Raw genomic sequence first — 11,782 nt, 5'->3', positions numbered from 1 at the left:
AGAATGTTTCACCGACTTATTTGGGGTTACCGTTGATCGAGAGATCATGCAAACGGCGGTAACAGGCAGAGCAGGGCACAGCCCGTAAGACCATCGCCAACCCAAGCCAGTTTGCCTGACGACCATAGAGTTGTGGAACCACCTGATCCCTTGCCGAACTCAGAAGTGAAACGCAACATCGCCGATGGTAGTGTGGGGCCTCCCCATGCGAGAGTAGGTCATCGTCAGGCTTTCATTCCAAAGGCCCTGATCGCTAACGCGGTCAGGGCCTTTTTCATTCCAGCCTGCCGATGCCCTGGTCGGTCAGGTGACTCGCTTCGCTCGGGGCTACGCCCCGCCGTCGCAAGCGCCGGCTCCCCAACGGCTGCGCCGTTGGTCAGGCTGGAGCGCCAGCCCGGTTCAAATAAAAGAAAGGGCCACCCAATCGGGTGGCCCTTTTTTTATTTACGCAATTCGACAATGGACTGCTCCCCAGGCATCCGCGAGAGTAGGGTGAGGAGTGGTTGCCGAAGGCAACGCAAAGCCGAAATGTCGGACCAACGCTTTGCGAGTGACGAGCGCCCGGCGAAGGATGGCCGGGCCGGGGCTGGAGCGAACACTCCGAAGCCGCGCCATGGACGGCGAGCCTGAAGCCGATAGCCTCTGCATACAGGCTTTCATTCCAAAGGCCCAGTCGCTAACGCGGCTGGGCCTTTTTATTGGGCCGCTTCGCTGTGTTGATTTGCTTCTGGCAAATCAATCCTTGCAGCCTGTCGATAGCCTTTTTCTGCTTCGTAGGCAGGTCATGTTGATTTGAGCCTTCGCCTCTCAACTTGCCGGGGTGCGCCCCGGGCTGCCCACGGGAGCCCAAATAGCGAGCCGCTTGTCAGGAAGCTGAAGCGCGAATAACAAGAGCGCAGTGCCCACGCGAGACCGCTGTTTTTTTGCCCGCCTCGCGCGCAGCGGCATGCTACGTTCTCCTACCACCGGTATCCCACGGTTATGCACAATTCTGTCCATATATTCTGTGGGTAAACATACAAGTGCGCGGATTGAGTTGGCTCCCCGATCGCGGTGCCCGGGTTCCTTGCGTCCGCTATTGTTGGTCCAGCCCCTTCCCCGCGTTGAAGCCTGGGCTGCGCAAATGCAAGCCGCCAATGTAATGATCGTGCTGACCGCTATCGGGAGGCTGCTGTACTGACATTAGTAACACCCTTGCCCAGTTATTCATTGCGTAAGTGGCCCCGACTGGCGTGAGGGCAGGTCACTGATTTTACAGTTGTTTTTTTGCGCGCTGACGCGGATGCCACGCGAATACAGGTTCTCTCGCGGCTATCCCTCGGTTACCCACAACCTTTTCCAGCAAAACTGTGGGTAGCTTGAGAGGCGTATCCTTGCAGGATGCCGTCGTCGGCCTGCCTTGCCGGGATAGTCGCTGTGATGCAGAATCCCATCCCCCGAATTTCCAAGGTGTTGTGACAATGCAGCGTGTGCCGGCCCCGCTCGATAGCCGTTTTTCAATGTCCCGTCTCGCCATGGGATTGTGGCGTCTGGCCGATTGGGGGTATTCCCCGGCCAGGCTTGTCAGCCTGACAGAGGAATTGCTGGAGCTCGGTATCACCACGTTTGATCTCGCGGACATCTACGGTGACTATCGCTGCGAGGCCCTGTATGGAGAGGCACTCGGTCTGGCCCCGGGTCTTCGGGAAAAGATGGAGGTCGTCACCAAGTGCGGCATCAAGTTGTGTGGTGAGGGAAACGACTATCGTCTGAACCACTACGACAGTAGTGCACAGCATGTCACTGCCTCGGTGGAGTCGAGCCTCCGCAAGCTGGGAACAGACTACATAGACCTGCTTCTCCTGCATCGCCCGGACCCGCTGATGCATGCGGATACGCTGGCGGACGCCCTCCAGGGGTTGCTGGATGCCGGCAAGATTCGCGCTGTCGGTGTGTCGAACTTCCTGCCGCACCAGTTCGAACTGCTGCAGTCGCGCCTTAAAGCGCCCCTGCTGGTTAACCAGATCGAGGTGTCACCGCTACACAGTGCTCCCATGTTCGACGGCCAGCTGGATTTTTGCCAGCGCGAAAGGGTGTTGCCAATGGCGTGGTCGCCCTTTGGCGGCGGTGAATTATTTACCGGAACCAGTGAGGCTGCGCTGCGGGTGCAGGCATGCATGGAGCAGTTGGCGCCTGAGCTCGGCATGGAGCCACGGCAGCTCGCCCTGGCCTGGCTGCTGCGCCATCCCAGCAACATGGTACCGGTGCTGGGAAGCGGAAAGGTCGAGCGGCTGAAAGCGGCGGCGAAGGCCGTTGCGGCCGACATGCCGCTGGAGGCATGGTTCATGCTGCTGCGCGCATCCCGCGGCAGGGACGTGGACTGAGAGGGACTGGAAAAGTATTGGCCGGTGCGGGCGATGCAGAGCACCGCCCGGTCAAAGGTGTCAGGGATTTGCCTTGAAGGCGTTTTCCGGCACCAGCTCGTAGCCGAGCCTGTCGAGGTCAAACTCTTCCAGGGGAGCCAGCTGTGCCGGCACCGCAAAACGATGCAGGGGTTCGCCTTCAGACCAGTCCATGATCAGCAGGTCTTCTCCCTGTACGCCGTGAAGTAACATGCTGCTATCGCTCTCCGCCAGGAGCTGCTCATAGCAGATCTCCTCACCGAGCCGGACAAAGCGGTAAGCCTGTCCCGCGCGTTCTATCCGCAACCACGCCTCACCGGTCGCCCTCTCAGGTTCGCTCAGAATGAGCGGGCCATGCTCATCCTCTTTGACCGGCGCCAGTGGGCGCTGGCCGGTGGGCTCGAGCGGGGTTCCAACCCAGACCCAGCCCGACAGGCCGATGCGGGTCAACTGCCATTCGCTGAGCCAGACAGTCTGGTCATCATCGATACGAAATTCACTGTATTCGCCCTCTCCCGCACGCTTATCCAGGCGCAAGCCGGCATTCGGGTTGTCTTTGCGGAAATGCTGCAGCTGCTGGGTCATCTCATAATTGACTTCCCAGTGCTTGCGGAGCCGCCACTGCATGGGGTAGGAGCCCCATTCGACGATATATTCCTCCCGTTCGCTGATTGTCTCCGCCACCCTCCAGAAGGACCCGTCAATCAGGATGTACTTGTCGCCGGGCCGGCTGCCGGGGGCAATCATGCTATTTTCTGTCGACGCCTCAGAGACATTGACCACGTGCTGGCCCCGCCCCTCGATCACCTCGTACCAGGGGAAGCCATGGCGCAGCGGAGGGGGGAAGGCGAGGGGCGGCCGTCCGGCCAGAAGGCGCCGTAGCAGCACGGACTTTTCGATTTCCCCATCAGACAGGGTGTAGCCTTCCTTGTGGCTCACCTGGCCCCAGGCAAATGCGGCGCGAATAAGTTGTTTTTCTCGATCTGAAAAGCTCATGTGAATAGGCAGACCTGAATTCAGCCCGCTAACCATAACACCCGGTCCGGCGTGGCGCTACGGTCATGCCATGGCGGGCGGCGGCTGGCTGGGTTACATTTCGGTAGAATATTGCCTTACAGCGATTGTCAAAGGAGTCATTAACTTGGAATGGATGCAGTTACCCCGCACGTGGCTTGCGCTGTTGTTTGCGGGACTTTCGCCTGCTGTCATGGCTGAGGCCCCGTCGGTCGGCGAGACATGTTATCTCGATGGCTGGCATAGGCCTTTGCTCTGCCACCGCCTGGCATTGACCGACGCACCGGAAAGGCCGGAGCTCGCAGTAATGGTGGCACCGGCGGTCAGCGAGACCGATGAGGAACCGCTCTACCTGCTGGCAGGTGGTCCCGGGCAGGCCGCCAGCGACCTGGCCCCCCTGTTGCAGGCGCTCGAGCCGGTTAACCGCCAGCGGGATATCGTGATGGTCGATCGCCGCGGTTCAGGCCGCTCGGGCGCTTTTCGTTGCGATATCGATGAGCAGCTCTCCATTAGCCTGGAGGAATTCGCACAGGGGCTAGCCGGTTGTTACCTGGCACGCCCCGAATTTGCCGATTCGCTCAGCAGTCGCCAGACGGTGGACGACCTGGAAATGGTGCGCAGGGCGCTGGGTCATGAGCGCGTCGCCCTTTGGGGGGGATCCTGGGGCACGCGAACAGCCCTTCTCTACCAGCAGTGGTATCCCGAGTCCCTGAGCGAACTGGTGCTGGACGCTGTCGCCCCGATCGAAACCAAGGTTTTCCTCACGGCGCAGGCCGCGGAGAAGGCCCTGAGGAAGCTCGAGCGGGACTGCAGCCGCGACCCGGCATGTGCGCGGCTCGGCGACTGGCGCGAGCAGCTCGACCAGTTGCTGGCGGAATGGGATAGTGGCGCCGCACACCCGATACCCGACCCGCTGACCGGCCAGCCGGCCGCCAAACCCATGGCGCGCTGGGAGCTTGCCAATGGCATTCGCGCCATGCTTTATGACCCCGTGGCGGCGGCGCAGCTGCCATTCGCCGTTACCCAGGCCTCGCGTGGCAACTTTGCGCCGCTGGCGGGCCTGTCGGGAGCCTTCATCCATGCGGCGGACAGCATGGCTATGGGACTGACCTTCTCGGTGGCTTGCGCGGAGGAGCTGAACCGCATTACTGCGGCGGAAGTGGCGGCAGACAGTCGCGACTCCTTTCTCGGCACCGCCTTTTATGACCTTTTCCGACGCGGTTGCGACGAGTGGCCGGTGCGGGAAAAGCCCTACCGCGAACCGGCCCCCCGCGACCACCCGGTGCTGTTGATCTCTGGTGAGGCGGACCCGATTACGCCGCCCCGCTATGCCGAAGAAGCGCTCGATTACCTTGAGGATAAGCAGCACCTGGTGGTGGCCGGCGGCGGTCATATCAATTCCCGGCGGGGCTGTATCCCCAGGCTAATCGCCGACTTCCTGGCAGAGCCATCATCAAAGCTGGACGTGTCCTGTATCGATAGCATCAGGCGCCCGCCATTTATGGCGGCAGAATTCGGCCCGGACCTGGGAGCAGTTGGCGAAATGAAACCGGGGGAGGGCGCGCAATGATCGAGGTGCAATCCATCAGCAAGCATTTTGGTGCCCAGCAGGTCCTCCGCGACCTCACTTTCCATGCGGCCGATGGCCAGATAACCGCCCTGCTGGGGGCCAATGGGGCCGGCAAGACCAGCTGCCTGCGGATAATCACCGGCCTGCTGCGGGCCGACTCGGGTACGGTGCGCGTAGGAAAAATTGATGTTGCGGCCCAGCCGCTGGCGGTCCGCCGGCAACTCGGTGTTGTCGGCGACCGCGAGGGGCTTTATGAGCGCCTGACCGTGAAGGAGTACCTGACCCTTTTTGCGCGCATGCAGGGACTAACCGGTGAGCGCCTGCGTCAGTCACTGGACGAAGTGCGCGGTGCGCTCGAGCTGGAGGACCTGTGGTTGCGTCGCACCCGCGGGTTTTCCCAGGGTGAGCGTATGAAGGTCTCGCTGGCGCGGGCCCTTGTGCACCGCCCGCAACACCTGATCCTCGATGAGCCGACCCGCGGTCTCGACGTGCTGGCGGCGCGCCTGTTACGGCGCACCCTGCTGCGTTTGCGTAATGAAGGGACGGCCATCCTGTTTTCGAGCCACGTTATGTCCGAAGTGCTGGAATTGTCCGACCGGGTACTGGTGATGGCAGAGGGGCGTGTGGTGGGCGCCGGCGGGCCGCAGGCACTGATGCGCGAGGCCCATTGCGACAATCTCGAAGACGCATTCGTCAGCCTGGCTTACGGTAGCCAGAGGGAGCAGGTCGAGGGGGAACCGGCATGAAGCGAATCAAGGCAATGCTGCACGGCCCCATGGGGGCGCTGTTGCAGAAGGAACTATTGGAAACCTGGCGTGACCGCCGGGCGCTGTGGATGGCGATCTGCTTCTCCCTGCTTTTCCCGGTGATGCTGGCAGGGGGCAGCATCTTCATGCTGAAGAAGCACACCGAGGAGAGTACCCGCCTGGCATTACTGGGGGCAGACTTTGCACCGCTGCTGGCCGATCGGCTGCGCAGCGACAGCCTGCAGGTGGATGCCCTGGAGGAAGGAGAGCCGCAAACGCTGCTCGCCGGCGACTATGACCTGGTGCTCGAAGTCAGCGAGGGGTTTGCCGGGGATTACCGTAACTTTGAAGCGCCACCGCTCTACCTGTACATCGACAGTTCCGCCTCCAGTTCGGGGCGGGCGGAGCGACACCTGCAGGAGCGGCTGGGTGCTTTGCAGCAGCTGGTGGTGCAGCAACGGGTGACTGCCCGCGGCCTGGCCCCCCAGCTGCTCGCGCCCTGGCGACTGGAGGTGCGCGATGTGAGCACACCCTCGCGCCGGGGGGCTATGTTGCTGGCCGCGGTCCCCGGCCTGCTGATCCTCACATTGTTTGTTGCCAGCCTTGCGACATCGGTGGATACCTCCGCCGGCGAGCGGGAGCGGCTGAGCCTGGAGACCCTGCTGATGCAACCCTTGCCTGGCTGGCAGGTCGTAGTGGCCAAGACGCTCGCGGTGGCCAGCATCGGCTGGGTGGGGGCGCTGCTGGCGATCGCAGCGCTGGTGTCCCTGATGCCGCTGATGCCGCTGGCGGAACTGGGCATCCAGCAGGCCACGACCACTGCCGGCGTGGTGACAATGGGATTGCTGCTGTTGCCGCTTGCACTGTTGGTGGCGGTAGTGCAGATTCTGCTGGCATTGCGTTCACAGTCTTTCAAGGACGCGCAGACCCAGCTCAGCATCCTGCAGGTGGCCCCGGTCATGTTGCTGATGGTGCTGGATGTGTCGCGCGTGGAGCTGGAAGGCTTCCATTGGCAGCTGGTACCCCTGGTGGGGCAGCAGCAGTGGCTGAAGACGCTGCTCATTGGCGAGCCCGTTCCGGTACTCAGCCTGCTGGCCGGTTCCTGTGTCACGCTGCTGCTGGTGGCTGTTGCGGTTCGCATCGGCGCCGGTGCTCTGCGGCGCGAGAACCTGCTGAGCGCCACTTAGAGGTACAAAAATGACCACTGCACACGACGGCCTGCTGACCATTGACCTGAGCGCAGCCGGTGACAATTACCTGGCCCTGAGCCGGCGGCTGGGCCGCGGGAGTCGTTGCGGTGCGGTGGTGAAGGCGGACGCCTATGGCCTGGGCATGTCGAAGTTGGCGCCGGCCTTCTTCCGGCGCGGCTGCCGGGATTTCTTCGTCGCCACGCTGGATGAGGGGCTGGCCCTGCGCCGGCTACTCGGTGACGACGCCGCCATCTTCGTACTCACCGGCGTGCGTGCCGGACGTGAGCAGGAGTGCGTGCGCGCCGGGCTGGTGCCCAACGTGTTTACCCTGCAGCAGTTGCGCGCCTGGATGGAAGTGTGTGATCAGGCGGGCATTCAGGCAGCCTGCGGGCTTAAGGTCGACTCCGGCATGACCCGCCTCGGTATGACCGCCGATGAATTTGGCCGATTGCTGCGCGACCGGGGCCTGCTGAGTGCCGCAAATATCTCGGTAATAATGAGCCACCTCGCCTGTGCCGACGATCCGCAGCACCCGCAGAATCGCCGGCAGCTGGACAGGTTTCGCGAGGCCGGCGAGCGGCTACGGGACGAGCTGCCGGAGCTCCAGTTGAGCCTGGCCAATTCATCGGGCATCTACCTGGGGGAGGAATACCATTTCGACCTCGCGCGACCCGGTTCGGCGCTATACGGTGTCAACCCCCGGCCGGGAGAGGAAAACCCCATGAGCGCGGTTGTGAACCTCAGCCTGCCGGTGGTGCAGCAGCGCCATGTCGCCGATGAGTGCTGGGTCGGCTACGGAGCCACACAGCGAGCCGAGCCGGGCAGCTGGCTCGCAGTGGCGCGGGGAGGGTACGCCGATGGCATTATCCGCGCTCAGGGAAACCGGGGTTGCGGCTGGGCCTGTGGCCAGCGACTGCCCATGGTGGGCCGGGTATCGATGGACTCCACCACCTTTGATATATCGGGACTGGCCGGCCCCGAGCGGGCCGGGCTCGCCCATATTGAGGTCCTCAACGACGCAGTAACGGTGGACGAGGTGGCGGGATATGCCGGCACCATCGGCTATGAAGTGCTGACGAGCCTGGGCCACCGTTACACAAGACGTTATACGGGAAGTTGATTTTGACCATTGCGAAGCAGAGAAACCCCCTGCGCCAGCTGCGGCCAGTGCTCGAGCTGCTTGCCGACGGCGAGGTGCACTCCGGGCAGGCTCTTGGCGACGCCCTGGGCGTAAGCCGCGCAGCGGTGTGGAAACAGCTGCAGAAGCTTACCGCCTGCGGGCTCGAGGTGGAGTCGGTGAAGGGGCGGGGCTACCGCGTACCCGGTGGGCTGGACCTGCTCTCGGCGGAACGGCTTGGTGCGAGCCTGGAGCCCGCCGCGCAGGACCTGCTGCGCGAGCTCCTGCTGCGGGACGAGGTGGACTCTACCAACGCTCAGATTCTCCAGCGCCTGGAGCAGGGAAGGGGACATGGTGTGGCCATGTTGGCGGAGCGGCAGACTGCCGGCCGCGGTCGCCGGGGACGCCAGTGGGTCAGCCCGTTTGGCAGCGGTATCAGTCTATCGCTGGGCTGGCAGTTCAGCGGCGGTGTCCAGTTGCTCGAGGGGCTCAGCCTGGCCGTGGGCGTGGCCCTGGCCGAGGCACTGGACGACTTCGGGGTGCCCGGTGTCACGCTCAAATGGCCGAACGATGTGTGGTGTCGGGGGCGCAAGCTTGCCGGCGTCCTCCTGGAGTTGACCGGCGACCTGACGGACCGCTGCGGCGTAGTGGTGGGCGTCGGCCTGAATGTCGGCCTGCCGGAGAGCGAGGCGTGCTCCATTGACCAGCCCTGGATCGACCTGAACCAGGTCAGGCCGGGCATCGGCCGCAATGAGCTGGCGGCGGCCATGCTCAGTCGCCTGCTGGTGCTGCTCGAACAGTACCCGGCGCGGGGGTTTAGCGCCTATCGCGCCGCCTGGCAGGAGCGGGATGCTTTTGCCGGTCGCCGGATAATACTCGAGGCCGCCCGGCAATCCTGGGTTGGGTACGCCCGGGGCGTGAATGACTCAGGCGCGCTGTTACTGGATACCGACAGCGGCCTGCGCAGCTTTCATGGTGGAGAGGTCTCTTTGCGGGGGGCACAGGAGTGATACTCGAACTGGATCTGGGCAATACACGAGGCAAGTGGCGCCTGCTGGAGGAGGGCCGGCCGGTGGCTCGCGGTGTGCTGGAGCTCGCCGGCCTGGCACAGGGAGCGCTGCCGCCGCAGTGGCTCAGTGCCGGGGTGCGCAGGGCCCGGGTGGCCAATGTTGCCGGGAGCCCGGTTGCCCTGCAGCTGGCCGGCGCGCTGCGTGAGGCACTGGGGGTGGAGCCCGAGTTCGCGAGGGTCGAAAGGCAGTGTGCCGGCGTAACCTGCGGCTATCGCGACCCCGGACAGCTGGGGGTGGATCGCTGGTTGGCGGTCCTCGCGGCACACCGGCGCGACCCCTCACCGGCGCTGGTAGTTGATTGCGGCAGCGCGGTCACCCTCGACCTGCTGGGTGCTGGCGGACAGCACCTCGGCGGGTATATATTGCCCGGCCTCGAGCTGATGCGCAGGGCCCTCTACGCCGACACCGATGCGGTCAAGGTGGAGGGCGCGTACTCCGCCGGTATGTCCCTGGAGCCCGGCCTGACCACGGCTGATGCCGTCAACCGGGGCCTGCCGGCCATGGTGCTCGGGGCCATGGAGCGCGCCCTTGGCTACCTGCGCCAGCGGGAAGAGGTTGAGCCGCTCCTCTGGCTGACCGGTGGCGATGGCGCGCTCTTTGCCAGCTTGCTCGGTGGTGACTGCGAGCTGGTGCCGGAGCTTGTCTTCGAGGGGCTTGCCCTCTCCAATCCCTGATAATTACGAGATAAATTCGAGACAGTAAAACATGCGCTGGATAGTACTCGCCCTGCTCATCGCCAATGCCGGCCTCTTCGCCTGGTTCGCGAGCGAGCGCCCGGGCGCACCGCCGGTGGAGGCTCCGGAGCTGGGGCTGGCCGAGGAGGCAGCGGGCGAAAGGGTCAAGCTCCTGCGGGAAGTCGATCCGGACGAACTCTCGCGCCGGCCCGCCCCGGCCCAGGAACCCGAAGCGGTCGAGCCGGAGGCTCCTGCCGCCGGCACTGAGCCGGCCGGGGGGGAGCCCCTGTGTACCCTCGTCGGGCCGTTTGAGGAGAGCTACCAGGGCGAAGACCTGGTCCAGCGCCTGCAGGCGCTGGAGGTGCAGGCCGAGTTGCGCGATGTCGAGATGGAGGGGCAGATGCGCTACTGGGTCTTCCTGGACCCCCTGGGGTCGCGCCGCGAGGCCTTCAACCGGCTTCGCGAGCTCCAGTCGGCTGGTGTCGACAGTTACGTAATCCCCAAGGGATCCCTGACCAATGGCATCTCGTTTGGCATCTTCTCCGAGCTCGACCGGGCACAAACCCTTGCGGATGAACTTCGCGGCCGCGGCATCGACGCCCGCATGCGGGAGGAACCACAGATGTACCTGGAACAGTGGGTGGTCCTGCCGCCCGGTGCAGGCGAGACGCTGGCGGACGATTTCTGGGTCCAGCTCCAGTTGGACTACCCGGGCCTGGACCGGCGCCGCAATCTCTGTAGTGAGCTGGAAGGGGACTAGTGCGGCGGCGCTCCTGCCCCGGTAGATACGGAGGGGCAATCTCGCGGCCAAAACGGTTGCTTGTGGAAACAACTTCCCCTAGAATCCCGCCTCCACTTACGGGGTAGAGGTTTTTCCCGTAAGCAGAGACAGGGCTGGCGTAGCTCAGTTGGTAGAGCAGCTGACTTGTAATCAGCCGGTCGGGGGTTCGACTCCTCTCGCCAGCTCCATTTTGTCTCTCGCGTTGTCTGGCTTTAGGTTTTGCAGGTAAGCCTGTGAATTTAAAGAAAAAATTGTTGACAGCGTGGCGGCCGGTGTAGAGAATGCACACCGCTTTCGAGCAGGGGTTCCCGAGTGGCCAAAGGGATCAGACTGTAAATCTGACGCGCAAGCTTCGGTGGTTCGAATCCACCCCCCTGCACCATATACAGATGTCCCGGCATGGCCGTGATGTCGCCGGCGGAAGGTTGAAGTCCTTTTGCCTTGAGGTTCCTGCGCGGAGCGTGCGGGTATAGTTCAATGGTAGAACCTCAGCCTTCCAAGCTGATGATGCGGGTTCGATTCCCGCTACCCGCTCCATGCCGGTTGTGGCATGGCGCAAAGGTGGGAGGCCGCCGAGGCGGTCGATAGACTGGTAGGGATTGCCAGTTCAAGCAGTATTTTGCTCATGTAGCTCAGGGGTAGAGCACACCCTTGGTAAGGGTGAGGTCGGCGGTTCAAATCCGCCCATGAGCTCCATTTTACGGTGGCCGCGGGGGCAGGTGTCTCTGCGGCTACTTGTATCCGGGTTTTGTGTGTCCGGGTGCTTCGGTTCTGACAAGTGGGTGTCTATAACGTCTGCCCATACTAGGAGGCTGCAATGGGAAAAGAGAAGTTTGAGCGTTCCAAGCCCCACGTAAACGTGGGCACCATCGGTCACGTTGACCACGGTAAGACCACCCTGACCGCCGCGCTGACCCGCGTGTGCGCAGAAGTATGGGGCGGCGCTGCCGTTGCCTTCGACGGTATCGACAATGCGCCGGAAGAGCGTGAGCGCGGTATCACCATCGCTACTTCCCACGTTGAGTACGAGTCCCCGACCCGTCACTACGCGCACGTTGACTGCCCGGGCCACGCCGACTACGTGAAGAACATGATCACCGGTGCTGCCCAGATGGACGGCGCTATCCTGGTATGTTCCGCAGCTGACGGCCCCATGCCGCAGACCCGCGAGCACATCCTGCTGTCCCGCCAGGTAGGTGTACCGTACATCGTGGTATTCCTGAACAAGGCTGACATGGT

10 protein-coding genes, 4 tRNA genes and 1 rRNA gene are annotated in these 11,782 nt (G+C 63.4%); 14 read left to right on the top strand and 1 reads right to left on the bottom strand.

The window, feature by feature from the left end:
* Positions 1 to 114: 114 nt before the first annotated feature.
* Positions 115 to 230, top strand: a 5S ribosomal RNA gene (rrf, locus tag BLT26_RS16110).
* Positions 231 to 1,460: 1,230 nt separating this feature from the next.
* The gene (locus BLT26_RS16100) at positions 1,461 to 2,363 is read left to right on the top strand and encodes an aldo/keto reductase (RefSeq protein ID WP_091517155.1); all 903 of its coding nucleotides are present in this window, start codon (positions 1,461 to 1,463) and stop codon (positions 2,361 to 2,363) included.
* A gap of 60 nt (positions 2,364 to 2,423) precedes the next feature.
* Here BLT26_RS16100 and BLT26_RS16095 read toward each other — a convergent pair whose 3' ends face one another.
* Entirely contained in the window at positions 2,424 to 3,377 is a 954-nt protein-coding gene (locus BLT26_RS16095) for a hypothetical protein (RefSeq protein WP_091517153.1), read from the bottom strand.
* A gap of 211 nt (positions 3,378 to 3,588) precedes the next feature.
* Here BLT26_RS16095 and BLT26_RS16090 point away from each other — a divergent pair, with 211 nt between their 5' ends.
* From BLT26_RS16090 to BLT26_RS16035, 12 genes are all read left to right on the top strand, one after another.
* The gene (locus BLT26_RS16090) at positions 3,589 to 4,965 is read left to right on the top strand and encodes an alpha/beta hydrolase (protein ID WP_091517150.1); all 1,377 of its coding nucleotides are present in this window, start codon (positions 3,589 to 3,591) and stop codon (positions 4,963 to 4,965) included.
* On the top strand, positions 4,962 to 5,711 hold the full coding sequence (locus BLT26_RS16085) for an ABC transporter ATP-binding protein (protein WP_091517148.1): 750 nt from the start codon (positions 4,962 to 4,964) through the stop codon (positions 5,709 to 5,711). Before BLT26_RS16090 ends, BLT26_RS16085 begins: the two co-directional genes overlap by 4 nt.
* A complete protein-coding gene (locus tag BLT26_RS16080) occupies positions 5,708 to 6,898 on the top strand; it encodes an ABC transporter permease (RefSeq protein WP_091517145.1) in 1,191 nt (396 codons plus the stop codon). The genes BLT26_RS16085 and BLT26_RS16080 overlap by 4 nt, the downstream gene beginning before the upstream one ends.
* Before the next feature lie 10 nt (positions 6,899 to 6,908).
* Positions 6,909 to 8,021 (top strand): alanine racemase, encoded by a 1,113-nt coding sequence (alr, locus tag BLT26_RS16075; protein WP_091517143.1) that lies wholly within the window; start codon positions 6,909 to 6,911, stop codon positions 8,019 to 8,021.
* 2 nt (positions 8,022 to 8,023) lie between these two features.
* Entirely contained in the window at positions 8,024 to 9,028 is a 1,005-nt protein-coding gene (gene birA, locus BLT26_RS16070) for a bifunctional biotin--[acetyl-CoA-carboxylase] ligase/biotin operon repressor BirA (protein ID WP_245720737.1), read from the top strand.
* Complete coding sequence (locus BLT26_RS16065) at positions 9,025 to 9,762, top strand: type III pantothenate kinase (RefSeq protein ID WP_091517139.1); 738 nt, start codon at positions 9,025 to 9,027, stop codon at positions 9,760 to 9,762. Before birA ends, BLT26_RS16065 begins: the two co-directional genes overlap by 4 nt.
* 31 nt (positions 9,763 to 9,793) lie before the next feature.
* The gene (locus tag BLT26_RS16060) at positions 9,794 to 10,522 is read left to right on the top strand and encodes an SPOR domain-containing protein (RefSeq protein WP_091517136.1); all 729 of its coding nucleotides are present in this window, start codon (positions 9,794 to 9,796) and stop codon (positions 10,520 to 10,522) included.
* A 133-nt stretch (positions 10,523 to 10,655) separates the two neighbouring features.
* Positions 10,656 to 10,731: transfer RNA gene (locus BLT26_RS16055), tRNA-Thr, on the top strand.
* Between the two features lie 110 nt (positions 10,732 to 10,841).
* Positions 10,842 to 10,925: transfer RNA gene (locus BLT26_RS16050), tRNA-Tyr, on the top strand.
* Positions 10,926 to 11,006: 81 nt separating this feature from the next.
* Positions 11,007 to 11,080 (top strand) — tRNA-Gly (locus BLT26_RS16045).
* 84 nt (positions 11,081 to 11,164) lie between these two features.
* A tRNA-Thr gene (locus tag BLT26_RS16040) sits at positions 11,165 to 11,239 on the top strand.
* 121 nt (positions 11,240 to 11,360) lie between these two features.
* Positions 11,361 to 11,782 (top strand): GTP-binding protein (locus BLT26_RS16035; RefSeq protein WP_139169640.1); only part of this gene is annotated, 422 nt, incomplete at its 3' end.

The organism is Microbulbifer yueqingensis, assembly GCF_900100355.1.
Taxonomy (GTDB): domain Bacteria; phylum Pseudomonadota; class Gammaproteobacteria; order Pseudomonadales; family Cellvibrionaceae; genus Microbulbifer; species Microbulbifer yueqingensis.
This window is presented reverse-complemented; position numbering and strand designations above follow the sequence as displayed.